Raw genomic sequence first — 26,614 nt, forward strand, 5'->3', positions numbered from 1 at the left:
CAGGGCTATACGCCCTAATACCTCTTCGAACAATGACATATATCGCCGAACTCGGCTCTTTCTGGAGTCGCTTTGATGATGATAAAAAAAATCAGTGGTCGCCATGCTGCTTCTGGCCTGGTGGGTGTTTCAGTCTGCCTGCTTTTTTGTCACACCGCTTTTGCGTGGCAACAGGAATATATCGTTTCAGATGCACAAAGTAATACGACGGAACGTTATACATGGGACGCCGATCACCAACCTCGTTATGAAGATATTCTCGCGGAGCGTATTAACCGCACGCAGAATGCTGCGGGGTTTACCCTGAACGATCCCTCCGGTTCGGATGCGGAAACCGTTCTGAGCGTTGGCTGGAATTTTCCCGTGGCGGGACATTTCACCACCGGGCCCGTCATGGCGTGGCGCACTGATGGCGCTCCCCCTGTAACGGTGAATGCGTTTGAGGATACAACCACCACGCAGTCGCTTACCGATCCCCTCTGGCATGCCAGCGTGAACTCATTGGGTTGGCGTGTTGATACGCAGTATGGTGATTTACACCCCTGGGCGAAGATCAGCTATAACCAGCAAACTGAAGAAGAATATTTATATACGCTGGGATTGAGCGCCAAATTTTAAGGGTTGTTATTTTTTTAAACGATACGATAACATATTTAATACAATTATGACGGGGTCTGGAGCGATAGTGCCCACTAACAGAACAGCGCTTCATTCCCCGGCAAGGTCATTCATTCCAGATCCCAGGCATTTCATTCCTTCTCTCCTGCATTTCATTCCGTTTTTCCCCAACGCTATAAAGGTTTTGTTTATCGTTGTCCTCAGCGAAATTCCTTAATTTATCTTGCAGGACACTGCCATGAACACATCAACTTATAACCGCACGCGTTGGCTGACGCTATTCGGCACCATCGTTACCCAGTTCGCACTGGGATCGGTCTATACCTGGAGCCTGTTTAACAGCGCCCTGTCCGATAAGCTCGGCGCGCCGATAAGCCAGGTGGCATTCTCCTTCGGCTTGCTGAGTCTTGGGTTAGCAATTTCCTCTTCCGTGGCGGGCAAACTTCAGGAACGTTTCGGCGTGAAGCGTGTAACCATGGCATCCGGGATCTTGCTGGGCTTGGGATTCTTCCTGACGGCATATTCTAACAACCTGATGATGCTGTGGCTGAGCGCCGGGGTGCTGGTGGGGCTGGCGGACGGCGCAGGTTATCTGCTGACGCTGTCTAACTGCGTGAAGTGGTTCCCGGAGCGTAAAGGGCTTATCTCCGCATTTGCCATTGGTTCATATGGCCTGGGCAGCCTCGGCTTCAAATTCATCGATGCGCATCTGCTGGCCTCGGTTGGGCTTGAGAAAACCTTTATGATCTGGGGCGTGATTGTGCTGGTAATGATCCTCTTCGGCGCCACGCTGATGAAAGATGCGCCGCAGCAGGAAGTGAAAACCGTTAACGGCGTGGTGGAGAACGATTTCACCCTCGCTCAGTCCATGCGTAAGCCGCAGTACTGGATGCTGGCGGTGATGTTCCTGACGGCCTGCATGAGCGGTCTGTATGTCATCGGTGTGGCGAAAGATATCGCGCAGGGAATGGTAAAACTGGACGCGGCGACGGCGGCGAACGCCGTAACGGTCATCTCCATCGCTAACCTCTCGGGTCGTCTGGTACTGGGTATCTTGTCTGACAAAATCGCCCGGATCCGCGTGATTACGCTGGGGCAGGTGATCTCCCTGGTGGGTATGGCAGCACTGCTGTTCGCTCCGCTGAACGAGGCGACATTCTTTGCGGCGATAGCCTGCGTAGCCTTTAACTTTGGCGGCACTATTACCGTCTTCCCGTCGCTGGTGAGCGAGTTCTTCGGCCTGAACAACCTGGCGAAAAACTACGGCGTGATTTATCTCGGCTTCGGTATCGGCAGTATTTGCGGTTCACTGATTGCCTCGCTGTTTGGTGGCTTCTACGTGACATTCTGCGTGATATTTGCCTTGCTGATTATTTCGCTGGCGCTGTCCACCACGATTCGTCAGCCGCAGCGCGAGGTATATAAAGAAGCGCATGCATGATTCGATAAAAAGGGGCCGCAGGGCCTCTTTTATTTATTTCTAAATCGCTTCCGGACTTGCTATTTTGTAAAAATCTTCATCGATTCACATTCTCTGCTGCCACTTTTCTTTCCTGCTGTGGTCTACTTATCGCGCTTGTAGACGTTTCTGATAACGGTTTCTCTCGCATCTACTTACTCTGTCAGCTTTCTCACTGAGATTCGGCGGGTCTTTATACCCCTTCCCCCAGGGTTGTTTGCATGAAATATATTAGGTCTCTTACCCAGCAAAGATTGTGTCTGATGCTGGCTGTCTATATCGGTTTGTTTCTGAATGGCGCGGTGCTGTTCAGACGAGTGGAAGGTTATTTCGAACACCTCACTGTAAGAAATGGAATTTTTGCCGCGATTGAAGTGTTTGGCTCAATTCTGGCGACCTTCTTCCTGCTACGTCTGCTCTCGCTTTTTGGCAGACGTACATGGCAGGTTCTGGCCTCGCTGGTGGTGATTATCTCCGCCGCCGCAAGCTATTACATGACATTCATGAATGTGGTCATTGGCTACGGTATTGTGGCCTCGGTGATGACCACGGACATCGACCTCTCGAAAGAGGTGGTGGGTCAAGGGTTCATCCTGTGGACGATTCTGACCTGCCTGATCCCGCTCTTCTTTATCTGGAGTAACACCTGCCGCTACACCCTGTTACGCCAGCTGCGTACCCGGGGACAGCGCATCCGCAACGTCGCCGTCGTTCTTCTGGCGGGTCTGCTGGTATGGGCGCCTATTCGCCTGATGGAAAAACAGCAAAAGCGGATCGAAAAAGCGACAGGCGTGGATATGCCAAGCTACGGCGGCGTGGTGGCTAACTCGTATCTGCCGTCTAACTGGCTGTCGGCGTTAGGTCTTTATGCCTGGGCTCAGGCGGACGAATCCAGCGATGTGAAATCGCTGATTAACCCAACCAAAAAGTTCACCTACCAGGCCCCGGCTGACGGGCTGGATGATACTTACGTGGTCTTCGTTATCGGCGAAACAACGCGCTGGGATCATATGGGTATCCTCGGTTATGACCGCGATACCACCCCCAAACTGGCGCAGGAAAAGAATCTTGTAGCTTACCGCGGCTACTCCTGCGATACCGCCACGAAGCTCTCGTTGCGCTGTATGTTTGTTCGTGAGGGCGGTGCGAGTGATAATCCTCAGCGCACTCTCAAAGAGCAAAACGTGTTTGCTGTTCTGAAGCAGCTTGGATTTAGCTCCGATCTGTTCGCCATGCAAAGTGAGATGTGGTTCTACACCAACACCATGGCGGATAACATCGCCTACCGCGAGCAGATTGGCGCCGAGCCGCGTAACCGCGGAAAGAACGTTGATGACATGCTGCTGCTCTCTGAGATGGAACAGTCACTGAAAAACCATCCGCAGGGTAAGCATCTTATTGTTCTGCATACCAAAGGGTCACACTACAGCTACTATCAGCGTTACACGCGCGATTTCGCCAAATGGACGCCTGAGTGCGTCGGCATTAACAAGAACTGTAGCAAGCAGGAGCTGATCAATGCCTATGATAACTCGATTCTGTATGTGGATACCTTCCTCAGTCGGGTGATCGACCAGCTTCGCGATAAGAAAGCGATTGTGATCTACGCGGCCGACCACGGCGAGTCCATCAACGAGAAAGAGCATTTACACGGTACGCCGCGTAAGCTGGCCCCGCCTGAGCAGTTCCGCGTGCCGATGATCATGTGGATGTCGGATAAGTACCTGGAAAATCCGGACAAAGCCAAAATGTTTGCCCATCTGAAACAGCAGGCAGAGATCAAGGTACCGCGCCGTCACGTTGAGCTGTACGACACCATTATGGGCTGTCTCGGCTATACCTCACCGAACGGTGGGATTAACGAAAACAACAACTGGTGTAAACTCCCTGATAACACCACAAAAGCCGCGCAGTAGCTGGTCTGGCGAGAATATCGCCAGTTGAATGGCTTTTTGAAAATAAGGGATTGACGGGGGCGCACCTCAGCAGTAAGATGCGCTCCGCATTCGGCGAGTAGCGCAGCTTGGTAGCGCAACTGGTTTGGGACCAGTGGGTCGGAGGTTCGAATCCTCTCTCGCCGACCACATTCTAAAAAGGGCTAACCGCAAGGTTAGCCCTTTTTGCATTAACGCGTTACCCCGCACGAGTCCTCAAAATACCCCTTAGCCCTGCTTCCCCCTGCCTGCTTGCGGTTTTGTGACATAATCCATTGTATTTTTTTATATATAGTTTGATCTTTTTTCGCGTTGCTTATGGATAACCTCAGCATTTTTCGCTGTGCGTTTTAACGTTCGCGGTATTTAGTGCTCAGATAATCACCATCCTGTAAGAAAATTTACCCATTCTGAATAAAACTTAATCACTGAGTGTTGCGAAATATGAAGATAATTGTGCTGCATCATGGCGAGTAGCATAAATTTCTCTGCTGAAAACTCACGGTCAGGGTTTTTTTAATCTTTGTTTGCGGTTTCTCACACTCCACGTAAATCCCCGCCACCTGTATTGACGTTTTCACATTCTGTTGACAGATTGTAGGGCACGAGGGGCATTTCAGGGAGGATCTGCGCTGCAACTCAAACGCTCTTCTGAAAGGATTCTCTATCCCTTTTAACGCCTTCGGGCATCACCGACCGGACCGGGTAAAAAATAAATAAAGGTCAGGCGGCGTAACACAACAAAGCAAAACATCACATTGGAGCACAATAATGAGTATTTCCTTGAAGAAGTCAGGGATGCTGAAGCTTGGTCTGAGCCTGGTGGCCATGACCGTTGCAGCAAGCGTACAGGCAAAAACCCTGGTTTACTGTTCTGAAGGCTCTCCGGAAGGCTTTAACCCACAGCTCTTTACCTCTGGTACGACTTACGACGCAAGCTCTGTACCGATCTATAACCGTCTGGTTGAATTTAAAACCGGCACCACGGAAGTGATTCCTGGCCTGGCTGAAAAGTGGGATATCAGCGAAGACGGTAAAACCTATACCTTCCACCTGCGTCAGGGCGTGAAGTGGCAGGACAGCAAAGAATTTAAACCTACGCGCGACTTTAACGCCGACGACGTTGTGTTCTCCTTCGACCGTCAGAAAAATGCCCAGAACCCGTACCATAAAGTGTCTGGCGGCAGCTATGAATACTTCGAAGGGATGGGTCTGCCAGACCTGATCGCTGAAGTGAAAAAAGTGGACGATAAAACCGTCCAGTTTGTGCTGACGCGTCCGGAAGCGCCATTCCTGGCTGACCTGGCGATGGACTTCGCCTCTATTCTCTCTAAAGAGTATGCGGACAACATGCTGAAAGCCGGCACTCCGGAAAAAGTGGACCTGAACCCAATCGGTACCGGCCCGTTCCAGCTGCTTCAGTACCAGAAAGATTCCCGTATTCTGTATAAAGCCTTCCCGGGTTACTGGGGTACCAAGCCGCAGATCGACCGTCTGGTCTTCTCCATCACGCCTGACGCATCCGTGCGTTACGCAAAATTGCAGAAAAACGAATGTCAGGTGATGCCGTATCCAAACCCGGCTGACATCGCGCGCATGAAGCAGGACAAAAATATCAACCTGCTGGAGCAGGCGGGCCTGAACGTGGGTTATCTCTCCTTCAACACCGAGAAGAAACCGTTCGATGACGTGAAAGTGCGTCAGGCGCTGACCTACGCGGTGAACAAAGAAGCGATCATCAAAGCCGTTTACCAGGGCGCTGGCGTTGCGGCCAAGAACCTGATCCCACCAACCATGTGGGGCTATAACGACGACATTAAGGACTACACCTACGATCCTGAGAAAGCGAAAGCGCTGCTGAAAGAAGCGGGCCAGGACAAAGGCTTTACCGTTGAGCTGTGGGCGATGCCGGTACAGCGTCCTTACAACCCGAACGCACGCCGTATGGCGGAAATGGTTCAGGCTGACTGGGCGAAGATTGGCGTACAGGCCAAGATTGTGACCTACGAGTGGGGCGAGTACCTGAAGCGCGCCAAAGCGGGTGAACACCAGGCGGTCATGATGGGCTGGACCGGTGACAACGGGGATCCGGACAACTTCTTCGCGACCCTGTTCAGCTGTGCGGCAGCGAAAGACGGTTCTAACTATTCTCGCTGGTGCTACAAGCCGTTTGAAGATCTGATCCAGCCGGCGCGTGCGACCGACGATCACAACAAACGTATCGAACTGTATAAGCAAGCGCAGGTTGTCATGCACGATCAGGCTCCGGCGCTGATTGTTGCTCACTCCACCGTGTACGAGCCAGTGCGTAAAGAAGTGAAGGGCTACGTGGTCGATCCACTGGGCAAACACCACTTCGAAAACGTGTCTGTTGAATAATAAGTAGGGTGTTCTCCCTCTCCCTGTGGGAGAGGGCAGGGGTGTGGGGCGTGCATGCACCCCCTCACCCTAACCCTCTCCCACAGGGAGAGGGAATTTACATTTGTGAGCAATACAGACGTCACGCCACTGAGTGTGCGTCATCAGAGAGAATCCGGGTTATGTTGCAGTTCATCCTCCGACGTCTGGGACTGGTTATCCCGACGTTTATCGGTATCACCCTTCTCACTTTTGCCTTCGTCCATATGATCCCGGGTGATCCGGTGATGATTATGGCGGGCGAGCGTGGTATCTCCCCTGAACGTCATGCGCAACTGCTGGCTGAACTCGGCCTTGATAAGCCGATGTGGCAGCAGTATCTCCACTATATCTGGGGCGTGTTGCACGGCGATTTAGGGATTTCACTGAAAAGCCGTCTTCCGGTGTGGGACGAGTTCGTACCTCGCTTTAAAGCGACGCTGGAACTCGGTATCTGCGCCATGATCTTCGCGACCGCGGTAGGGATCCCCGTTGGCGTACTGGCTGCCGTTAAACGTGGCTCTATTTTTGACCACACCGCTGTTGGCCTGGCACTGACCGGCTACTCCATGCCTATCTTCTGGTGGGGCATGATGCTGATCATGCTGGTCTCGGTGCAGTGGAACCTGACGCCGGTCTCCGGACGCGTCAGCGATATGGTTTTCCTTGACGACACCAATCCGTTAACCGGCTTTATGCTGATTGATACAGCGATCTGGGGCGAAGAGGGCAACTTCATTGATGCGGTTGCGCACATGATCCTGCCTGCAATGGTGTTGGGCACCATCCCTCTGGCGGTGATCGTGCGTATGACCCGTTCCTCCATGCTGGAAGTGCTGGGCGAGGATTATATTCGTACTGCCCGCGCTAAAGGCCTGACCCGTATGCGCGTCATCATCATTCATGCCCTGCGAAACGCTATGCTGCCGGTGGTAACCGTTATCGGTTTGCAGGTCGGTACGCTGCTGGCGGGGGCGATCCTGACCGAAACCATCTTCTCCTGGCCGGGTCTTGGACGCTGGCTGATTGATGCGCTGCAACGCCGTGACTATCCGGTTGTGCAGGGCGGTGTACTGCTGGTCGCGACGATGATTATTCTCGTCAACCTGCTGGTCGATTTGCTGTACGGCGTGGTGAACCCGCGTATTCGTCATAAGAAGTAAGGGGCCATCATGTCACAAGTTACTCAAAATAAAGTGGTCACCGCACCGGTGCCAATGACGCCGATGCAGGAATTCTGGCACTACTTCAAGCGCAACAAAGGCGCGGTCGTCGGGCTGGTGTATGTTTCCATCATGATCCTGATTGCGGTGTTTGCGAACGTCCTTGCGCCGTATAACCCGGCTGATCAGTTCCGCGATGCGCTGCTGGCACCTCCTGCATGGCAGGACGGCGGAAGCCTGGCGCACCTGCTGGGCACCGACGACGTGGGTCGCGATGTGCTTTCGCGCCTGATGTACGGCGCACGCCTGTCGCTGCTGGTTGGCTGCCTCGTTGTCGTACTGTCGCTGATCATGGGGATCGTACTCGGCCTGGTGGCAGGCTACTTCGGCGGCATTGTTGATAACATCATCATGCGCGTCGTCGACATTATGCTGGCATTGCCAAGCCTGCTGCTGGCGCTGGTGCTGGTGGCGATCTTCGGTCCGTCGATTGGTAACGCCGCGCTTGCGCTGACGTTTGTTGCGCTACCGCACTATGTGCGTCTGACCCGTGCGGCGGTGCTGGTGGAAGTGAACCGCGACTACGTTACCGCCTCTCGCGTGGCGGGTGCCGGTGCGATGCGTCAGATGTTTATCAATATCTTCCCAAACTGCCTTGCGCCGCTGATTGTTCAGGCGTCGCTCGGTTTCTCTAACGCCATTCTTGATATGGCCGCTCTTGGCTTCCTTGGCATGGGTGCGCAGCCGCCAACACCGGAGTGGGGCACCATGCTCTCCGACGTGTTGCAGTTCGCGCAAAGCGCCTGGTGGGTCGTCACCTTCCCGGGTCTGGCGATTCTGCTGACGGTGCTGGCATTTAACCTGATGGGTGATGGTCTGCGTGATGCACTTGATCCCAAACTGAAGCAGTAAGAGGCACGAGATGGCGTTATTAAATGTAAATAAATTATCCGTGCACTTTGGCGACGAAGGCACACCGTTTCGCGCCGTGGACCGTATCAGCTACAGCGTTAATCAGGGCGAAGTGGTCGGGATTGTAGGAGAGTCGGGCTCCGGTAAGTCAGTGAGTTCGCTGGCGATTATGGGGCTGATTGACTACCCCGGCCGCGTGATGGCGGAAAATCTGGAGTTCAACGGTCAGGATCTGAAGCGTATTTCCGAAAAACAGCGCCGCCAGCTGGTGGGCGCGGAAGTGGCGATGATCTTCCAGGACCCCATGACCAGCCTGAACCCATGCTACACCGTGGGTTTCCAGATTATGGAAGCGATTAAGGTGCATCAGGGTGGGAATAAGAAAACCCGTCGCCAGCGTGCTATCGATCTGCTGAACCAGGTGGGGATACCTGACCCAGCATCGCGTCTGGACGTTTACCCGCACCAGCTTTCAGGCGGGATGAGCCAGCGCGTGATGATCGCCATGGCGATTGCCTGTCGGCCAAAGCTGCTGATTGCGGATGAACCGACGACGGCGCTTGACGTGACCATCCAGGCACAGATCATCGAGCTGCTGCTGGAGCTGCAGCAGAAAGAGAACATGGCGCTGGTGCTGATTACGCACGATCTGGCGCTGGTGGCGGAAGCGGCGCACAAAATCATCGTGATGTACGCGGGTCAGGTGGTGGAGACCGGAAGTTCGCACGATATCTTCCGCGCGCCGCGTCATCCGTATACGCAGGCGTTGCTGCGTGCGCTGCCGGAGTTTGCCCAGGACAAAGCGCGTCTGGCGTCACTGCCGGGTGTGGTTCCGGGTAAATATGACCGTCCGCAGGGCTGCCTGCTGAATCCGCGCTGCCCGTATGCGACGGATAAATGCCGCGCCGAGGAGCCAGAGCTGAATCTGCTGGCCGATGGTCGGCAGTCAAAATGCCACTACCCACTCGATGATGCCGGGAGGCCAACACTATGAGTACGCACCAGGCCACCACGCAACAGCCGCTGTTGCAGGCTATCGACCTGAAAAAACATTACCCGGTGAAGAAGGGGATTTTTGCCCCCGAGCGCCTGGTAAAAGCGCTGGACGGCGTCTCCTTCAGCCTTGAACGCGGTAAAACGCTGGCGGTCGTCGGGGAGTCGGGCTGTGGGAAATCCACGCTGGGCCGTCTGCTGACGATGATTGAAACGCCAACCGGCGGCGAGCTTTACTATCAGGGCCAGGATCTGCTCAAGCACGATCCGCAGGCGCAGAAGCTGCGTCGCCAGAAAATCCAGATTGTGTTCCAGAACCCGTACGGTTCTTTAAACCCGCGTAAAAAAGTGGGGCAGATTCTGGAAGAACCGCTGCTGATTAACAGCAATCTGAGCAAAGAGCAGCGTCGTGAAAAAGCGCTGGCGATGATGGCGAAGGTGGGGCTTAAAACCGAGCATTACGATCGCTACCCGCATATGTTCTCTGGTGGTCAGCGTCAGCGTATTGCCATCGCTCGTGGGCTGATGCTTGACCCGGACGTGGTGATTGCCGATGAGCCGGTCTCAGCGCTTGACGTGTCCGTTCGCGCGCAGGTGCTTAACCTGATGATGGATTTACAGCAGGATCTGGGACTGTCGTACGTCTTCATCTCCCATGACCTGTCCGTGGTCGAGCACATTGCCGATGAGGTGATGGTGATGTATCTGGGACGCTGCGTGGAGAAGGGGACGAAAGATCAGATCTTTACTAACCCGCGTCATCCGTATACCCAGGCACTGCTGTCTGCGACGCCGCGGCTGAACCCGGATGACCGCCGGGAGCGCATTAAGCTGACCGGTGAGTTGCCAAGCCCGCTTAACCCGCCGCCGGGATGTGCGTTTAACGCCCGCTGCCGTCGCCGCTTCGGTCCGTGTACGCAGTTGCAGCCACAGCTAAAGGATTATGGTGGACAGCTGGTGGCCTGCTTCGCGGTCGATCAGGATGAAAACGGCGAAAAGCCGCATGCATAAATAAAAAAACCGGCGATAAGCCGGTTTTTTTACGTCTGAGGTCTACTTCCGTAAACGAATCTGGTCGACGGCGTGTTTCTCACTCTTGGTGAGGATCAGGCTTGCGCGTTCGCGCGTCGGCAGGATGTTCTCTTTGAGGTTGACGTAGTTGATCTCATTCCACAGCCCGGTCGCCACGCTGATAGCCTCTTCTTCAGAGAGCTGGGCGTAGTTGTGGAAGTAGGAATCCGGGTCGGTGAACGCCCCTTCGCGGAACTTCAGGAAGCGGTTGATATACCAGCGTTGCAGCAAATCTTCCGGCGCATCGACATAGATTGAGAAATCGACAAAGTCAGAGACAAACACATGATGCGGATCGTGAGGGTAATCCATCCCGCTTTGCAGGACGTTTAAGCCTTCCAGAATCAGGATGTCGGGCTGCACAACCGTTTTGTCGCCATCCGGGATGCGGTCGTAGATCAGATGCGAGTAAACCGGCGCGGTAACGTGAGGTACGCCCGATTTTAGATCTGAAACAAACTTTACCAGGCGGTGCATATCATAAGAGAGCGGGAAGCCCTTCTTTTTCATCAGGCCGCGTTCTTTCAACACCTCGTTGGGATGCAGGAAGCCGTCTGTGGTGATCAGCTCCACGCTGCGGTGTTCCGGCCAGCGGCTCAGCAGCGCCTGAAGCACGCGCGCGGTGGTACTTTTACCCACTGCCACGCTGCCCGCAATACTGATGATATAAGGAATACGTTGACCGTTCGTGCCGAGAAACTGTTCCAGGACGGCCTGACGACGCAAATTGGAGCTGATATAGAAGTTAAGCAAGCGAGAGAGGGGGAGATAGATTTCTGCCACCTCTTCCAGGGAGAGATCTTCGTTTATCCCTTTTAGCCGTGCGATTTCACCTTCCGTCAGTGTCATAGGGACGGAGTCACGCAGGGCTGCCCACTGGCTACGGTTAAACTGAAGATAGGGCGTCATTAACGTTTGCTCTTTTTTGCTCATAAGCATGCTTCTGTGAACCATCACGAAACGGCGGGTGCGGGCTCATCACATAGTTAATTTTGGACAATGGGCAGGAGGTTAACACCAGATGAGAGGAATAATAAGAAAAAATATGGGAAAGCGATGCTTAACCGGGCAGGTATCACGTGGGGCTATAGCGTGCCGAAATCAGGCGTTCATGTTGAATTTTTAACCGTGAGCGGATGAATTTACAGCGGTTAGCCCTGGTTTCGAATAAAATGTGAGCGAAAGAACGTTTTATGCAATTTTTTAGTTGCATGACTGCGCAGGTCTCCATAGAATGCGCGCTACTTGATGCCGACTTAGCTCAGTAGGTAGAGCAACTGACTTGTAATCAGTAGGTCACCAGTTCGATTCCGGTAGTCGGCACCATCAAGTCCGGTGGGGTTCCCGAGCGGCCAAAGGGAGCAGACTGTAAATCTGCCGTCACAGACTTCGAAGGTTCGAATCCTTCCCCCACCACCACTTTCTGGCAGCGTCAACGCCGCCGGAGCTGGTTGGAAAAATTGACCAGCTCGAACAGAAAAGAGAGAAATCTCTTTTTTTGTTACAGAAAGAACTGGGTAGCCGAGTTTCAGGATGCGGGCATCGTATAATGGCTATTACCTCAGCCTTCCAAGCTGATGATGCGGGTTCGATTCCCGCTGCCCGCTCCAATACGTGCTGATATGGCTCAGTTGGTAGAGCGCACCCTTGGTAAGGGTGAGGTCCCCAGTTCGACTCTGGGTATCAGCACCACTTCACTTCTCCCTCCCTTTCTCTCTGTTTCAATGTAAATGTATTCAACAGTTCAGGCATTTTCGCCTGGTTGATGTGGTGATATCACCGATTTATCCGTGTCTTAGAGGGACAATCGATGTCTAAAGAAAAGTTTGAACGTACAAAACCGCACGTTAACGTCGGTACTATCGGCCACGTTGACCATGGTAAAACAACGCTGACCGCTGCAATCACTACCGTACTGGCTAAAACCTACGGCGGTGCTGCTCGTGCTTTCGACCAGATCGATAACGCACCAGAAGAAAAAGCTCGTGGTATCACCATCAACACTTCTCACGTTGAGTATGACACCCCGACTCGCCACTACGCACACGTAGACTGCCCAGGCCACGCCGACTATGTTAAAAACATGATCACCGGTGCTGCGCAGATGGACGGCGCGATCCTGGTTGTTGCTGCGACTGACGGCCCTATGCCTCAGACTCGTGAGCACATCCTGCTGGGTCGTCAGGTAGGCGTTCCTTACATCATCGTGTTCCTGAACAAGTGCGACATGGTTGATGACGAAGAGCTGCTGGAACTGGTAGAGATGGAAGTTCGTGAACTGCTGTCTCAGTACGATTTCCCAGGCGACGACACTCCAATCGTTCGTGGTTCCGCGCTGAAAGCGCTGGAAGGCGATGCAGAGTGGGAAGCGAAAATCATCGAACTGGCTGGCTTCCTGGATTCTTACATCCCAGAACCAGAGCGTGCGATTGACAAGCCATTCCTGCTGCCAATCGAAGACGTATTCTCCATCTCCGGTCGTGGTACCGTTGTTACCGGTCGTGTAGAGCGCGGTATCATCAAAGTTGGTGAAGAAGTTGAAATCGTTGGTATCAAAGAGACTGCGAAGTCTACCTGTACTGGCGTTGAAATGTTCCGCAAACTGCTGGACGAAGGCCGTGCTGGTGAGAACGTTGGTGTTCTGCTGCGTGGTATCAAACGTGAAGAAATCGAACGTGGTCAGGTTCTGGCGAAGCCAGGCTCAATCAAGCCACACACCAAGTTCGAATCTGAAGTGTACATTCTGTCCAAAGACGAAGGCGGCCGTCATACTCCGTTCTTCAAAGGCTACCGTCCACAGTTCTACTTCCGTACAACTGACGTGACCGGTACCATCGAACTGCCAGAAGGCGTAGAGATGGTAATGCCAGGCGACAACATCAAGATGGTTGTGACTCTGATCCACCCAATCGCGATGGACGACGGTCTGCGTTTCGCAATCCGTGAAGGCGGCCGTACCGTTGGCGCGGGCGTTGTTGCTAAAGTTCTCGGCTAATCGCTGATAACATTTGACGCAATGCGCAATAAAAGGGCATCATTTGATGCCCTTTTTGCACGCTTTCACATCAGAACCTGGCTCATCAGTGATTAATTTTGTCATAATCATTGCTGAGACAGGCTCTGCGGAGAGCGTATAATACGAAAAGCGAATAGCATTTCGATTGGTTTGCCTCGCACTCGCGGGGTGAAAATGTTTGTAGAATACTTCTGACAGGTTGGTTTATGAGTGCGAATACCGAAGCTCAAGGGAGCGGGCGCGGCCTGGAAGCGATGAAATGGGTAGTTGTAGCCGTGCTGCTGATTGTGGCGATTGTCGGCAACTATCTTTATCGTGACATGATGCTGCCGCTACGCGCGCTTGCAGTGGTAATTCTGATTGCTGCGGCGGGTGGTGTCGCGCTGTTGACGACGAAAGGCAAAGCGACCGTTGCGTTTGCCCGCGAAGCGCGTACCGAAGTCCGCAAGGTCATTTGGCCGACTCGCCAGGAAACATTGCACACCACGCTGATTGTAGCGGCGGTAACCGCTGTAATGTCACTGATCCTGTGGGGACTGGATGGTATTCTGGTTCGCCTGGTATCCTTTATCACTGGCCTGAGGTTCTGAGATGTCTGAAGCCCCTAAAAAGCGCTGGTACGTCGTTCAGGCGTTTTCCGGTTTTGAAGGCCGCGTAGCTACGTCGCTGCGTGAGCATATCAAATTACACAATATGGAAGAGTTATTTGGCGAAGTTATGGTTCCGACCGAAGAAGTGGTTGAGATCCGTGGCGGCCAACGTCGCAAAAGCGAACGTAAATTCTTCCCGGGTTACGTGCTGGTTCAGATGGTGATGAACGACGCGAGCTGGCACCTGGTGCGCAGCGTACCACGCGTGATGGGCTTTATCGGCGGCACATCTGACCGTCCGGCGCCAATCAGCGACAAAGAAGTTGATGCGATTATGAACCGCCTCCAGCAGGTGGGTGATAAACCGCGTCCGAAAACGCTGTTTGAACCGGGTGAGATGGTTCGTGTTAACGACGGTCCGTTTGCTGACTTTAATGGCGTCGTCGAAGAAGTGGACTACGAGAAGTCTCGCCTGAAAGTTTCCGTTTCTATCTTTGGTCGTGCGACCCCGGTAGAGCTGGACTTTGCTCAGGTAGAAAAAGCCTAAGCAGCGATCAAAAAAGCGACGATTTAATCGTTGCACAGGGCGCGAGATTGGAATACAATTTCGCGCCTTTTGTTTTTATGGGTTCCGACCCGTAAAACGAATTTTATTCACGGGGAGCCTCTCCGAGGCGTTATTACCCAATCAGAGGATTTTAGAATGGCTAAGAAAGTACAAGCCTACGTCAAGCTGCAGGTTGCAGCAGGTATGGCGAACCCAAGTCCACCAGTTGGTCCAGCTCTGGGTCAGCAGGGTGTGAACATCATGGAATTCTGTAAAGCGTTCAACGCCAAAACTGAATCCATGGAGAAAGGTCTGCCAATCCCAGTTGTAATCACTGTTTACGCTGACCGTTCTTTCACTTTCGTTACCAAAACCCCTCCAGCAGCAGTTCTGCTGAAGAAAGCAGCGGGCATCAAGTCTGGTTCCGGTAAGCCGAACAAAGACAAAGTGGGTAAAATTTCCCGCGCTCAGTTGCAGGAAATCGCGCAGACCAAAGCTGCCGACATGACTGGTTCCGACATTGAAGCGATGACTCGCTCCATCGAAGGTACTGCACGTTCCATGGGCCTGGTAGTGGAGGACTAAGAAATGGCTAAACTGACCAAGCGCATGTCCGTGATCCGTGACAAAGTTGATGCGACCAAACAGTACGACATCAACGAAGCTATCGCTCTGCTGAAAGAACTGGCAACTGCTAAGTTCGTTGAAAGCGTTGACGTTGCCGTTAACCTGGGCATCGACGCTCGTAAATCCGATCAGAACGTTCGTGGCGCAACTGTACTGCCACACGGTACTGGCCGTTCCGTACGCGTAGCTGTATTTGCTCAGGGTGCAAACGCTGAAGCTGCTAAAGCTGCCGGCGCTGAACTGGTAGGTATGGAAGATCTGGCTGATCAGATCAAGAAAGGCGAAATGAACTTTGACGTTGTTATTGCTTCTCCAGATGCAATGCGCGTTGTTGGCCAGCTGGGCCAGGTTCTGGGTCCACGCGGCCTGATGCCAAACCCGAAAGTGGGTACTGTAACTCCTAACGTTGCTGAAGCAGTTAAGAACGCTAAAGCAGGTCAGGTTCGTTACCGTAACGACAAAAACGGCATCATCCACACCACCATCGGTAAAGTGGACTTTGACGCTGACAAACTGAAAGAAAACCTGGAAGCTCTGCTGGTTGCGCTGAAAAAAGCAAAACCAACTCAGGCGAAAGGCGTGTACATCAAGAAAGTTAGCATCTCCACCACCATGGGTGCAGGTGTTGCAGTTGACCAGGCTGGCCTGAGCGCTGCTGCAAACTAATGCCTTTACGTGGGCGGTGATTTTGTCTACAATCTTACCCCCACGTTTGCTAACAAAAGTTAGCGGCTAAAAGAATTGTTCGTTGGAGCCTGGCCTATCCAGGCCTCCGTCGAAGACCGCAGGTGTTTCGCAAGAAACTTAATCCCCTGCGTAGACGGTGACAGAACGCTAAGATTATTTTAAATACTCTGGCTTGTTTCTGCTCACCGTATTAAGACGCTCTTCCCGTTGGGTCGAGTGAAGTGAGTTCCGGAACATGAGTTCCGGCAAACATCCAGGAGCAAAGCTAATGGCTTTAAATCTTCAAGACAAACAAGCGATTGTTGCTGAAGTCAGCGAAGTAGCCAAAGGCGCGCTGTCTGCAGTAGTTGCGGATTCCCGTGGCGTTACTGTAGACAAAATGACTGAACTGCGTAAAGCAGGTCGTGAAGCTGGCGTATACATGCGTGTTGTTCGTAACACCCTGCTGCGTCGCGTAGTTGAAGGTACTCAGTTCGAGTGCCTGAAAGACACGTTTGTTGGTCCGACCCTGATTGCATACTCTATGGAACACCCGGGCGCTGCTGCTCGTCTGTTCAAAGAGTTCGCGAAAGCGAATGCAAAATTTGAGGTCAAAGCTGCAGCCTTTGAAGGTGAGTTGATCCCGGCATCGCAAATCGATCGCCTGGCAACCCTGCCGACCTACGAAGAAGCAATTGCACGCCTGATGGCAACCATGAAAGAAGCTGCGGCTGGCAAACTGGTTCGCACTCTGGCTGCTGTACGCGATGCGAAAGAAGCTGCTTAATCGCAGTTATCTTTATAAAGCATTTGCTTACGTATAAACTTATTCTGATTTTCAGGAACAATTTAAATGTCTATCACTAAAGATCAAATCATTGAAGCAGTAGCAGCTATGTCCGTAATGGACGTTGTAGAGCTGGTTTCTGCAATGGAAGAAAAATTCGGTGTTTCTGCTGCTGCTGCTGTAGCTGTAGCTGCGGGCCCGGCTGAAGCTGCTGAAGAAAAAACTGAATTCGACGTAATTCTGAAAGCTGCTGGCGCGAACAAAGTTGCTGTAATCAAAGCAGTACGTGGCGCAACTGGCCTGGGTCTGAAAGAAGCTAAAGACCTGGTAGAATCTGCTCCAGCTGCGCTGAAAGAAGGCGTGAGCAAAGACGACGCAGAAGCACTGAAAAAATCTCTGGAAGAAGCTGGCGCTGAAGTTGAAGTTAAATAAGCCAACTTTTCTGGTTGCAGCCTAAGCAATTAGGCTGATGGCTGGTGACTTTTTAGTCACCAGCCTTTTTGCGCTGTAAGGCATCAGCAGCATTTCACACTGTTTGACTGCTGGTTGTCCTGACAATGCTTGTTTCTATCGACGACTTAATATACTGCGACAGGGTGCTCGCTCTGTGTAAATCGCAATGAAATGGTTTAAGCGTGATAGCAACAGGTATTGCGGAAAGTATTCAATTTTCCGGTCCACAAAATGGTGTTGCACAAACTGTCCCTTCGTCGGACAGATGGGTCGACTTGTCAGCGAGCTGAGGAACCCTATGGTTTACTCCTATACCGAGAAAAAACGTATTCGTAAGGATTTTGGTAAACGTCCACAAGTTCTGGACATTCCATATCTCCTTTCTATCCAGCTTGACTCGTTCCAGAAGTTTATCGAGCAAGATCCTGAAGGGCAGTACGGCCTGGAAGCAGCCTTCCGTTCCGTGTTCCCGATTCAGAGCTACAGCGGTAATTCCGAGCTGCAGTACGTCAGCTACCGCCTTGGCGAACCGGTGTTTGACGTTCAGGAATGTCAGATCCGTGGCGTGACCTATTCCGCACCGCTGCGCGTAAAACTGCGTCTGGTGATCTACGAGCGCGAAGCGCCGGAAGGCACCGTAAAAGATATTAAAGAACAAGAAGTCTACATGGGTGAAATTCCACTCATGACGGACAACGGTACTTTCGTTATCAACGGTACTGAGCGTGTTATCGTTTCCCAGCTGCACCGTAGCCCGGGCGTCTTCTTCGACAGCGATAAAGGTAAAACGCACTCTTCCGGTAAAGTACTGTATAACGCACGCATCATTCCTTACCGTGGTTCATGGCTGGACTTCGAATTCGATCCAAAAGACAACCTGTTTGTCCGTATCGACCGTCGTCGTAAGCTGCCTGCAACCATCATTCTGCGTGCACTGAACTATACCACTGAGCAGATCCTGGACCTGTTCTTTGAGAAAGTGATCTTTGAAATCCGCGACAACAAGTTGCAGATGGAGTTGGTGCCGGAACGTCTGCGTGGTGAGACCGCGTCGTTCGACATCGAAGCCGACGGCAAAGTGTATGTGGAAAAAGGTCGCCGTATCACCGCGCGCCACATCCGCCAGCTGGAAAAAGATGATATCAAACACATCGAAGTTCCGGTTGAATACATTGCAGGAAAAGTAGCCGCGAAAGATTACGTTGATGAATCAACTGGCGAGCTGATCTGCCCGGCGAACATGGAGCTGAGCCTGGATCTGCTGGCTAAGCTGAGCCAGGCTGGCCACAAACGTATCGAAACGCTGTTCACCAACGATCTGGACCACGGTCCGTACATCTCTGAGACTGTACGCGTCGACCCAACCAACGATCGTCTGAGCGCGCTGGTCGAAATCTACCGCATGATGCGTCCTGGTGAGCCACCAACTCGCGAAGCGGCTGAAAGCCTGTTCGAGAACCTGTTCTTCTCCGAAGACCGCTACGATCTGTCCGCGGTTGGTCGTATGAAGTTCAACCGTTCTCTGCTGCGCGACGAAATCGAAGGTTCCGGTATCCTGAGCAAAGACGACATCATTGAAGTGATGAAGAAGCTCATCGATATCCGTAACGGTAAAGGCGAAGTGGACGATATCGACCACCTCGGCAACCGTCGTATCCGTTCCGTAGGCGAAATGGCGGAAAACCAGTTCCGCGTTGGCCTGGTACGTGTAGAGCGTGCGGTGAAAGAGCGTCTGTCTCTGGGCGATCTGGATACCCTGATGCCTCAGGATATGATCAACGCCAAGCCGATTTCTGCGGCAGTGAAAGAGTTCTTCGGTTCCAGCCAGCTGTCTCAGTTCATGGACCAGAACAACCCGCTGTCTGAGATCACGCACAAACGTCGTATCTCCGCACTCGGCCCAGGCGGTCTGACCCGTGAACGCGCAGGCTTTGAAGTTCGAGACGTACACCCGACTCACTACGGTCGCGTATGTCCAATCGAAACGCCTGAAGGTCCAAACATCGGTCTGATCAACTCCCTGTCCGTGTACGCACAGACGAACGAATACGGTTTCCTCGAGACCCCGTATCGTAAAGTGACCGACGGTGTTGTTACTGACGAAATTCATTACCTGTCTGCTATCGAAGAAGGCAACTACGTTATCGCTCAGGCGAACTCCAACCTGGATGACGAAGGCCACTTTGTAGAAGATCTGGTTACCTGCCGTAGCAAAGGCGAATCCAGCTTGTTCAGCCGCGACCAGGTTGACTACATGGACGTATCCACTCAGCAGGTGGTATCCGTCGGTGCGTCCCTGATCCCGTTCCTGGAACACGATGACGCCAACCGTGCATTGATGGGTGCGAACATGCAACGTCAGGCCGTTCCAACTCTGCGTGCTGACAAGCCGCTGGTTGGTACCGGTATGGAACGTGCTGTTGCCGTTGACTCCGGTGTTACAGCAGTTGCTAAGCGTGGCGGTACCGTTCAGTACGTTGACGCATCCCGTATCGTTATCAAAGTTAACGAAGACGAGATGTATCCGGGCGAAGCGGGTATCGACATCTACAACCTGACCAAATACACCCGCTCTAACCAGAACACCTGTATCAACCAGATGCCATGTGTGTCTCTGGGTGAGCCAGTTGAGCGCGGCGACGTGCTGGCAGATGGTCCGTCCACCGACCTCGGTGAACTGGCGCTCGGTCAGAACATGCGCGTAGCGTTCATGCCGTGGAACGGTTACAACTTCGAAGACTCCATCCTCGTCTCAGAGCGTGTGGTTCAGGAAGATCGTTTCACCACCATCCACATTCAGGAACTGGCATGTGTGTCCCGTGACACCAAGCTGGGGCCAGAAGAGATCACTGCCGACATCCCTAACGTGGGTGAAGCTGCGCTCTCCAAACTGGATGAATCCGGTATTGTTTACATCGGTGCGGAAGTCACCGGCGGTGATATTCTGGTAGGTAAGGTGACGCCGAAAGGTGAAACCCAGCTGACGCCAGAAGAGAAACTGCTGCGTGCTATCTTCGGTGAGAAAGCGTCTGACGTTAAAGACTCTTCTCTGCGCGTACCAAACGGTGTTTCCGGTACGGTTATCGACGTTCAGGTCTTCACTCGTGATGGCGTTGAGAAAGATAAGCGTGCGCTGGAAATCGAAGAGATGCAGCTCAAACAGGCTAAGAAAGACCTGTCTGAAGAACTGCAAATCCTCGAAGCAGGTCTGTTCAGCCGTATCTATGCGGTGCTGGTTGCCGGTGGCGTTGAAGCTGAGAAGCTCGACAAACTGCCACGCGATCGCTGGCTGGAACTGGGCCTGACCGACGAAGAGAAACAGAATCAGCTGGAACAACTGGCTGAGCAGTATGACGAACTGAAACACGAGTTCGAGAAAAAACTCGAAGCGAAACGCCGTAAAATCACTCAGGGCGACGATCTGGCACCAGGCGTGCTGAAGATTGTTAAGGTGTATCTGGCTGTTAAACGTCAGATCCAGCCTGGTGATAAGATGGCAGGTCGTCACGGTAACAAGGGTGTTATCTCTAAGATCAACCCGATCGAAGATATGCCGCACGATGCTAACGGTACGCCGGTAGATATCGTACTGAACCCACTGGGCGTACCGTCTCGTATGAACATCGGTCAGATTCTGGAAACCCACCTGGGTATGGCTGCGAAAGGTATCGGCGATAAGATCAACGCCATGCTGAAACAGCAGCAGGAAGTCGCGAAACTGCGCGAGTTCATCCAGCGTGCCTATGATCTGGGTACCGACGTTCGTCAGAAAGTCGACCTGAACACCTTCAGCGATGAAGAAGTGCTGCGTCTGGCAGAGAACCTGCGCAAAGGTATGCCAATTGCAACGCCGGTATTCGACGGTGCAAAAGAAGCTGAAATCAAAGAGCTGCTGCAACTGGGTGGTCTGCCAACGTCTGGTCAGATTACGCTGTTTGACGGCCGTACCGGTGAACAGTTCGAGCGTCCGGTAACCGTAGGTTACATGTACATGCTGAAACTGAACCACCTGGTCGACGACAAGATGCACGCTCGTTCTACCGGTTCTTACAGCCTGGTTACTCAGCAGCCGCTGGGTGGTAAGGCTCAGTTCGGTGGTCAGCGCTTCGGGGAGATGGAAGTGTGGGCGCTGGAAGCATACGGCGCAGCATACACCTTGCAGGAAATGCTCACCGTTAAGTCTGATGACGTGAACGGTCGTACTAAGATGTATAAAAACATCGTAGACGGCAACCATCAGATGGAGCCGGGCATGCCAGAATCCTTCAACGTACTGTTGAAAGAGATTCGTTCGCTGGGTATCAACATCGAACTGGAAGACGAGTAATTCTCGCTCAAACAGGTCACTGCTGTCGGGTTAACGCCCGACAGCAGAGTGTGCTAACTCCGACGGGAGCAAATCCGTGAAAGACTTATTAAAGTTTCTGAAAGCGCAAACTAAAACCGAAGAGTTTGATGCGATCAAAATTGCTCTGGCTTCGCCAGACATGATCCGTTCATGGTCTTTCGGTGAAGTTAAAAAGCCGGAAACCATTAACTACCGTACGTTCAAACCTGAGCGTGACGGCCTTTTCTGTGCGCGTATTTTCGGGCCAGTAAAAGATTACGAGTGCCTGTGCGGTAAGTACAAGCGCCTGAAACACCGTGGTGTGATCTGTGAGAAGTGTGGCGTTGAAGTGACCCAGACCAAAGTACGCCGTGAGCGTATGGGCCACATCGAGCTGGCGTCTCCGACCGCTCACATCTGGTTCCTGAAATCTCTGCCGTCCCGTATCGGTCTGCTGCTGGATATGCCGCTGCGCGATATCGAACGTGTTCTGTACTTCGAATCTTATGTGGTTATCGAAGGCGGGATGACCAATCTGGAACGTAACCAGATCCTGACCGAAGAACAGTATCTGGACGCGCTGGAAGAGTTCGGTGACGAATTCGACGCGAAGATGGGTGCGGAAGCTATCCAGGCCCTGCTGAAGAGCATGGATCTGGAGCAAGAGTGTGAAACTCTGCGCGAAGAGCTGAACGAAACCAACTCCGAAACCAAGCGTAAAAAGCTGACCAAGCGTATCAAACTGCTGGAAGCGTTCGTTCAGTCTGGTAACAAACCAGAGTGGATGATTCTGACCGTTCTGCCGGTTCTGCCGCCAGATCTGCGTCCGCTGGTTCCGCTGGATGGTGGTCGTTTCGCAACGTCAGATCTGAACGATCTGTACCGTCGCGTAATCAACCGTAACAACCGTCTGAAACGTCTGCTGGATCTGGCTGCGCCGGACATCATCGTACGCAACGAAAAACGTATGCTTCAGGAAGCAGTCGATGCCCTGTTGGATAACGGTCGTCGCGGTCGTGCGATCACCGGTTCTAACAAACGTCCTCTGAAATCTTTGGCCGACATGATCAAAGGTAAGCAGGGTCGTTTCCGTCAGAACCTGCTCGGTAAGCGTGTTGACTACTCCGGTCGTTCTGTAATCACCGTAGGTCCATACCTGCGTCTGCATCAGTGCGGTCTGCCGAAGAAAATGGCACTGGAGCTGTTCAAACCGTTCATCTACGGCAAGCTGGAGCTGCGTGGCCTGGCCACCACCATCAAAGCCGCGAAGAAAATGGTTGAGCGTGAAGAAGCTGTCGTTTGGGATATCCTGGACGAAGTTATCCGCGAACACCCGGTACTGCTGAACCGTGCACCAACTCTGCACCGTCTGGGTATCCAGGCCTTTGAGCCGGTACTGATCGAAGGTAAAGCTATCCAGCTGCACCCGCTGGTTTGTGCGGCCTATAACGCCGACTTCGATGGTGACCAGATGGCTGTTCACGTACCGCTGACGCTGGAAGCCCAGCTCGAAGCGCGTGCGCTGATGATGTCTACCAACAACATCCTGTCTCCAGCGAACGGTGAACCTATCATCGTTCCTTCTCAGGACGTTGTACTGGGTCTGTACTACATGACCCGTGACTGTGTTAACGCCAAAGGCGAAGGCATGGTGCTGACTGGCCCTAAAGAAGCTGAGCGTATTTATCGCGCTGGCCTGGCCTCTCTGCATGCGCGCGTTAAAGTGCGTATCACCGAATACGAAAAAGATGAAAACGGCGAATTCGTTGCGCACACCAGCCTGAAAGACACGACCGTTGGCCGTGCCATTCTGTGGATGATCGTACCGAAAGGTCTGCCTTTCTCCATCGTCAACCAGGCGCTGGGCAAGAAAGCGATCTCCAAAATGCTGAACACCTGTTACCGCATTCTGGGTCTGAAGCCGACCGTTATCTTCGCTGACCAGACAATGTACACCGGCTTTGCTTATGCAGCGCGTTCAGGTGCATCTGTTGGTATCGATGACATGGTCATCCCAGAGAAGAAACACGAGATCATCTCTGAAGCGGAAGCTGAAGTTGCTGAAATCCAGGAGCAGTTCCAGTCTGGTCTGGTAACCGCAGGCGAACGTTACAACAAAGTTATCGATATCTGGGCTGCGGCGAACGATCGTGTATCCAAAGCGATGATGGATAACCTGCAAACCGAAACCGTGATTAACCGTGACGGCGTAGAAGAGCAGCAGGTCTCCTTCAACAGCATCTACATGATGGCCGACTCCGGTGCGCGTGGTTCTGCGGCACAGATTCGTCAGCTGGCAGGTATGCGTGGTCTGATGGCGAAGCCAGATGGCTCCATCATCGAAACGCCAATCACCGCGAACTTCCGTGAAGGTCTGAACGTACTCCAGTACTTCATCTCCACGCACGGTGCGCGTAAAGGTCTGGCGGATACCGCACTGAAAACCGCGAACTCCGGTTATCTGACGCGTCGTCTGGTAGACGTTGCGCAGGATCTGGTTGTGACCGAAGACGATTGTGGCACCCTCGAAGGTATCACCATGACCCCGGTTATCGAGGGTGGTGATGTTAAAGAGCCACTGCGCGATCGCGTACTGGGTCGTGTGACCGCGGAAGACATCCTGAAGCCGGGCACCGCAGACATTCTGGTTCCACGCAACACCCTGCTGCACGAACAGTGGTGTGACCTGCTGGAAGCGAACTCTGTTGACTCCGTGAAGGTGCGTTCCGTTGTATCCTGTGACACCGACTTTGGTGTATGTGCGCACTGCTACGGTCGTGACCTGGCGCGTGGCCACATCATCAACAAAGGTGAAGCCATCGGCGTTATCGCGGCACAGTCCATCGGTGAGCCGGGTACACAGCTGACGATGCGTACGTTCCACATCGGTGGTGCGGCATCTCGTGCGGCTGCTGAATCCAGCATCCAGGTGAAAAACAAAGGTAGCATCAAGCTCAGCAACGCGAAGTCGGTTGTGAACTCCAGCGGTAAACTGGTTATCACTTCACGTAACACCGAGCTGAAGCTGATCGACGAATTCGGTCGTACCAAAGAGAGCTATAAAGTGCCTTACGGTGCGGTTATGGCGAAAGGTGATGGCGAGCAGGTTGCCGGCGGTGAAACCGTTGCAAACTGGGATCCACACACCATGCCGGTTATCACCGAAGTAAGTGGTTTCATCCGCTTCACTGACATGATTGACGGCCAGACCATTACTCGTCAGACCGACGAGCTGACCGGTCTGTCTTCTCTGGTGGTTCTGGATTCTGCTGAACGTACTACCGGCGGTAAAGATCTGCGTCCTGCACTGAAAATCGTTGATGCTCAGGGTAACGACGTTCTGATCCCTGGTACCGATATGCCTGCGCAGTACTTCCTGCCGGGTAAAGCGATTGTACAGCTGGAAGATGGCGTACAGATCAGCTCTGGTGACACCCTGGCGCGTATTCCTCAGGAATCCGGCGGTACCAAGGACATCACCGGTGGTCTGCCACGCGTTGCGGACCTGTTCGAAGCACGTCGTCCGAAAGAGCCGGCAATCCTGGCTGAAATCAGCGGTATCATCTCCTTCGGTAAAGAGACCAAAGGTAAGCGCCGTCTGGTTATCACGCCTGTAGATGGCAGCGAGCCGTACGAAGAGATGATTCCTAAGTGGCGTCAGCTCAACGTGTTCGAAGGTGAACGCGTAGAACGTGGTGACGTGGTTTCCGACGGTCCAGAAGCGCCGCACGACATCCTGCGTCTGCGTGGTGTGCATGCTGTTACCCGTTACATCGTTAACGAAGTACAGGATGTATACCGTCTGCAAGGCGTTAAGATTAACGATAAACACATTGAAGTTATCGTTCGTCAGATGCTGCGTAAAGCGACCATCGAAAACGCAGGCAGCTCCGACTTCCTGGAAGGCGAGCAGGTTGAATACTCACGCGTTAAGATCGCTAACCGCGATCTGGAAGCGAACGGCAAAATTGGCGCGACCTTCTCGCGCGATCTGCTGGGTATCACCAAAGCGTCTCTGGCAACCGAGTCCTTCATCTCTGCTGCATCGTTCCAGGAAACCACGCGTGTCCTGACCGAAGCGGCTGTTGCAGGTAAACGTGATGAACTGCGCGGTCTGAAAGAGAACGTTATCGTGGGTCGTCTGATCCCGGCCGGTACCGGTTATGCGTACCACCAGGATCGTATGCGTCGTCGCGCAGCGGGCGAACTGCCAGCTGCACCGCAGGTGACTGCCGAAGATGCATCCGCGAGCCTGGCAGAACTGCTGAACGCAGGTCTGGGCGGTTCCGACAACGAGTAATCGTTGATGCCGTAAATAAAAAACCCGCCTCGGCGGGTTTTTTTATATCTGCATTTTCAGTTTACCAGCGGGATGCGTCGATAAAGCTCAATCATGTCGCCCGCCAGATCCTGAATTACCATCGCGTTCATCAGGTGGTCCTGAGAATGAACGGTGATCAGGTTAACCGGCAGTTTTCCTGTCCCTTCGTCAAGACCGATAAGCTGCGTCTGGATCGTATGCGCATGTTTCACATATTCACGCGACTCTTCCATCGCTTTCTCGGCTTCGTCAAAGTCGCCTTTTCGCGCCATCTGCAACGCCGTCAGGGCCGCACTGCGCGCCGCGCCTGCGTTGACCAGCAGTTCCATGATCGTGGTTTCTAAGTCTTCCATTATGACTCCAGAAGTTTGAGCGCTTTTTCCAGTACGGCATCACCTTTCATCATGCCGTAATCCATCATGTCGATGACCGCGACCTTTTTTCCGAGCGGATCGGCCTGCGCCTGGAGTTTTGCCTGTTCGTATTTGACCTGTGGCCCCAGTAATACGATATCAGCCGTCGCGATGTTATCTTTGAACTCCGCGACCGGAACGGCTTTAATGGTTACTTCGACTCCTTTTTTCTGCGCGGCATCTTTCATACGTTGAACCAGCATGCTGGTTGACATTCCCGCTGCACAGCATAAAACGATGTTCTTCATAGTCAGCCTCGATCTACATGTGTTTATTGATAATTATCCCGTGCAGACTGCTTCAACAACCGCTTTACCACG

Annotated in this window: 20 protein-coding genes and 5 tRNA genes; 22 read left to right on the top strand and 3 right to left on the bottom strand. The window is 53.0% G+C overall.

What is annotated here, in order from left to right; translation table 11 throughout:
* Nucleotides 1–75 precede the first annotated feature (75 nt).
* The 9 genes from SK53_RS18360 to dppF all read left to right on the top strand — a co-directional run bounded on the left by SK53_RS18360 (nucleotide 76) and on the right by dppF (nucleotide 10,487).
* Entirely contained in the window at nucleotides 76–618 is a 543-nt protein-coding gene (locus SK53_RS18360; protein ID WP_023323997.1) for a lipase, read from the top strand.
* A gap of 238 nt (nucleotides 619–856) precedes the next feature.
* On the top strand, nucleotides 857–2,059 hold the full coding sequence (locus SK53_RS18365; protein ID WP_022650195.1) for an L-lactate MFS transporter: 1,203 nt from the start codon (nucleotides 857–859) through the stop codon (nucleotides 2,057–2,059).
* Between the two features lie 239 nt (nucleotides 2,060–2,298).
* On the top strand, nucleotides 2,299–3,993 hold the full coding sequence (eptB, locus tag SK53_RS18370) for a kdo(2)-lipid A phosphoethanolamine 7''-transferase (protein WP_023323998.1): 1,695 nt from the start codon (nucleotides 2,299–2,301) through the stop codon (nucleotides 3,991–3,993).
* 91 nt (nucleotides 3,994–4,084) lie between these two features.
* Nucleotides 4,085–4,161: transfer RNA gene (locus tag SK53_RS18375), tRNA-Pro, on the top strand.
* A 621-nt stretch (nucleotides 4,162–4,782) separates the two neighbouring features.
* Entirely contained in the window at nucleotides 4,783–6,390 is a 1,608-nt protein-coding gene (dppA, locus tag SK53_RS18380) for a dipeptide ABC transporter periplasmic-binding protein DppA (RefSeq protein ID WP_003860756.1), read from the top strand.
* Between the two features lie 161 nt (nucleotides 6,391–6,551).
* A complete protein-coding gene (gene dppB, locus SK53_RS18385; protein WP_006810536.1) occupies nucleotides 6,552–7,571 on the top strand; it encodes a dipeptide ABC transporter permease DppB in 1,020 nt (339 codons plus the stop codon).
* 9 nt (nucleotides 7,572–7,580) lie between these two features.
* On the top strand, nucleotides 7,581–8,483 hold the full coding sequence (dppC, locus tag SK53_RS18390) for a dipeptide ABC transporter permease DppC (protein WP_003862349.1): 903 nt from the start codon (nucleotides 7,581–7,583) through the stop codon (nucleotides 8,481–8,483).
* Between the two features lie 10 nt (nucleotides 8,484–8,493).
* Nucleotides 8,494–9,477, top strand: coding sequence for a dipeptide ABC transporter ATP-binding protein (gene dppD, locus SK53_RS18395; RefSeq protein ID WP_022650197.1), 984 nt, complete (start codon nucleotides 8,494–8,496; stop codon nucleotides 9,475–9,477).
* Nucleotides 9,474–10,487 carry a dipeptide ABC transporter ATP-binding subunit DppF gene (dppF, locus tag SK53_RS18400; protein WP_022650198.1) on the top strand — a complete coding sequence of 338 codons (1,014 nt, stop codon included), beginning with the start codon at nucleotides 9,474–9,476 and terminating at the stop codon, nucleotides 10,485–10,487. The genes dppD and dppF overlap by 4 nt, the downstream gene beginning before the upstream one ends.
* A gap of 42 nt (nucleotides 10,488–10,529) precedes the next feature.
* Here the strand turns inward: dppF and coaA are convergent, their stop codons facing one another.
* A complete protein-coding gene (coaA, locus tag SK53_RS18405; protein ID WP_015569977.1) occupies nucleotides 10,530–11,480 on the bottom strand; it encodes a type I pantothenate kinase in 951 nt (316 codons plus the stop codon).
* Nucleotides 11,481–11,797: 317 nt separating this feature from the next.
* Here coaA and SK53_RS18410 point away from each other — a divergent pair.
* From SK53_RS18410 to rpoC, 13 genes are all read left to right on the top strand, one after another.
* Nucleotides 11,798–11,873: transfer RNA gene (locus SK53_RS18410), tRNA-Thr, on the top strand.
* An 8-nt stretch (nucleotides 11,874–11,881) separates the two neighbouring features.
* Nucleotides 11,882–11,966 (top strand) — tRNA-Tyr (locus SK53_RS18415).
* Nucleotides 11,967–12,082: 116 nt separating this feature from the next.
* Nucleotides 12,083–12,157: transfer RNA gene (locus SK53_RS18420), tRNA-Gly, on the top strand.
* 6 nt (nucleotides 12,158–12,163) lie between these two features.
* Nucleotides 12,164–12,239: transfer RNA gene (locus SK53_RS18425), tRNA-Thr, on the top strand.
* A gap of 118 nt (nucleotides 12,240–12,357) precedes the next feature.
* A complete protein-coding gene (gene tuf / locus SK53_RS18430) occupies nucleotides 12,358–13,542 on the top strand; it encodes an elongation factor Tu (protein WP_023323999.1) in 1,185 nt (394 codons plus the stop codon).
* Between the two features lie 227 nt (nucleotides 13,543–13,769).
* Nucleotides 13,770–14,153 (top strand): preprotein translocase subunit SecE, encoded by a 384-nt coding sequence (gene secE / locus SK53_RS18435; protein ID WP_003862342.1) that lies wholly within the window; start codon nucleotides 13,770–13,772, stop codon nucleotides 14,151–14,153.
* 1 nt (nucleotide 14,154) lies between these two features.
* Complete coding sequence (gene nusG / locus SK53_RS18440; RefSeq protein ID WP_003862341.1) at nucleotides 14,155–14,700, top strand: transcription termination/antitermination protein NusG; 546 nt, start codon at nucleotides 14,155–14,157, stop codon at nucleotides 14,698–14,700.
* A gap of 156 nt (nucleotides 14,701–14,856) precedes the next feature.
* The gene (rplK, locus tag SK53_RS18445) at nucleotides 14,857–15,285 is read left to right on the top strand and encodes a 50S ribosomal protein L11 (RefSeq protein ID WP_003862340.1); all 429 of its coding nucleotides are present in this window, start codon (nucleotides 14,857–14,859) and stop codon (nucleotides 15,283–15,285) included.
* Nucleotides 15,286–15,288: 3 nt separating this feature from the next.
* A complete protein-coding gene (gene rplA, locus SK53_RS18450) occupies nucleotides 15,289–15,993 on the top strand; it encodes a 50S ribosomal protein L1 (protein WP_006810530.1) in 705 nt (234 codons plus the stop codon).
* Between the two features lie 289 nt (nucleotides 15,994–16,282).
* On the top strand, nucleotides 16,283–16,780 hold the full coding sequence (gene rplJ, locus SK53_RS18455; protein WP_003862338.1) for a 50S ribosomal protein L10: 498 nt from the start codon (nucleotides 16,283–16,285) through the stop codon (nucleotides 16,778–16,780).
* A 66-nt stretch (nucleotides 16,781–16,846) separates the two neighbouring features.
* Nucleotides 16,847–17,212, top strand: coding sequence for a 50S ribosomal protein L7/L12 (rplL, locus tag SK53_RS18460; protein WP_002445276.1), 366 nt, complete (start codon nucleotides 16,847–16,849; stop codon nucleotides 17,210–17,212).
* 319 nt (nucleotides 17,213–17,531) lie between these two features.
* Nucleotides 17,532–21,560 carry a DNA-directed RNA polymerase subunit beta gene (gene rpoB / locus SK53_RS18465; RefSeq protein ID WP_008503453.1) on the top strand — a complete coding sequence of 1,343 codons (4,029 nt, stop codon included), beginning with the start codon at nucleotides 17,532–17,534 and terminating at the stop codon, nucleotides 21,558–21,560.
* Between the two features lie 76 nt (nucleotides 21,561–21,636).
* On the top strand, nucleotides 21,637–25,860 hold the full coding sequence (gene rpoC / locus SK53_RS18470; protein ID WP_022650200.1) for a DNA-directed RNA polymerase subunit beta': 4,224 nt from the start codon (nucleotides 21,637–21,639) through the stop codon (nucleotides 25,858–25,860).
* Nucleotides 25,861–25,916: 56 nt separating this feature from the next.
* Here rpoC and SK53_RS18475 read toward each other — a convergent pair whose 3' ends face one another.
* Together SK53_RS18475 and SK53_RS18480 are read right to left on the bottom strand one after the other, a co-directional pair.
* A complete protein-coding gene (locus SK53_RS18475) occupies nucleotides 25,917–26,234 on the bottom strand; it encodes a PTS lactose/cellobiose transporter subunit IIA (RefSeq protein ID WP_003862327.1) in 318 nt (105 codons plus the stop codon).
* Entirely contained in the window at nucleotides 26,234–26,542 is a 309-nt protein-coding gene (locus SK53_RS18480) for a PTS sugar transporter subunit IIB (protein WP_010425948.1), read from the bottom strand. Before SK53_RS18480 ends, SK53_RS18475 begins: the two co-directional genes overlap by 1 nt.
* Between the last annotated feature and the right edge of the window lie 72 nt (nucleotides 26,543–26,614).

Origin of the sequence: Enterobacter sp. MGH119 (genome assembly GCF_001037675.1) — a bacterium.
GTDB classification, from domain to species: domain Bacteria; phylum Pseudomonadota; class Gammaproteobacteria; order Enterobacterales; family Enterobacteriaceae; genus Enterobacter; species Enterobacter hormaechei_C.

Bases quoted from the DNA above. Each gene is read 5' to 3' on its own strand.
- SK53_RS18360 (WP_023323997.1), top strand. From the start codon at position 76: ATGATGATAAAAAAAATCAGTGGTCGCCATGCTGCTTCTGGCCTGGTG.
- rplK (WP_003862340.1), top strand. From the start codon at position 14,857: ATGGCTAAGAAAGTACAAGCCTACGTCAAGCTGCAGGTTGCAGCAGGT.
- rpoB (WP_008503453.1), top strand. From the start codon at position 17,532: ATGGTTTACTCCTATACCGAGAAAAAACGTATTCGTAAGGATTTTGGT.
- dppA (WP_003860756.1), top strand. From the start codon at position 4,783: ATGAGTATTTCCTTGAAGAAGTCAGGGATGCTGAAGCTTGGTCTGAGC.
- SK53_RS18365 (WP_022650195.1), top strand. From the start codon at position 857: ATGAACACATCAACTTATAACCGCACGCGTTGGCTGACGCTATTCGGC.
- rplJ (WP_003862338.1), top strand. From the start codon at position 16,283: ATGGCTTTAAATCTTCAAGACAAACAAGCGATTGTTGCTGAAGTCAGC.
- tuf (WP_023323999.1), top strand. From the start codon at position 12,358: ATGTCTAAAGAAAAGTTTGAACGTACAAAACCGCACGTTAACGTCGGT.
- secE (WP_003862342.1), top strand. From the start codon at position 13,770: ATGAGTGCGAATACCGAAGCTCAAGGGAGCGGGCGCGGCCTGGAAGCG.
- rplA (WP_006810530.1), top strand. From the start codon at position 15,289: ATGGCTAAACTGACCAAGCGCATGTCCGTGATCCGTGACAAAGTTGAT.
- rplL (WP_002445276.1), top strand. From the start codon at position 16,847: ATGTCTATCACTAAAGATCAAATCATTGAAGCAGTAGCAGCTATGTCC.
- dppB (WP_006810536.1), top strand. From the start codon at position 6,552: ATGTTGCAGTTCATCCTCCGACGTCTGGGACTGGTTATCCCGACGTTT.
- dppC (WP_003862349.1), top strand. From the start codon at position 7,581: ATGTCACAAGTTACTCAAAATAAAGTGGTCACCGCACCGGTGCCAATG.
- eptB (WP_023323998.1), top strand. From the start codon at position 2,299: ATGAAATATATTAGGTCTCTTACCCAGCAAAGATTGTGTCTGATGCTG.
- SK53_RS18480 (WP_010425948.1), bottom strand. From the start codon at position 26,542: ATGAAGAACATCGTTTTATGCTGTGCAGCGGGAATGTCAACCAGCATG.
- coaA (WP_015569977.1), bottom strand. From the start codon at position 11,480: ATGAGCAAAAAAGAGCAAACGTTAATGACGCCCTATCTTCAGTTTAAC.
- dppD (WP_022650197.1), top strand. From the start codon at position 8,494: ATGGCGTTATTAAATGTAAATAAATTATCCGTGCACTTTGGCGACGAA.
- nusG (WP_003862341.1), top strand. From the start codon at position 14,155: ATGTCTGAAGCCCCTAAAAAGCGCTGGTACGTCGTTCAGGCGTTTTCC.
- SK53_RS18475 (WP_003862327.1), bottom strand. From the start codon at position 26,234: ATGGAAGACTTAGAAACCACGATCATGGAACTGCTGGTCAACGCAGGC.
- dppF (WP_022650198.1), top strand. From the start codon at position 9,474: ATGAGTACGCACCAGGCCACCACGCAACAGCCGCTGTTGCAGGCTATC.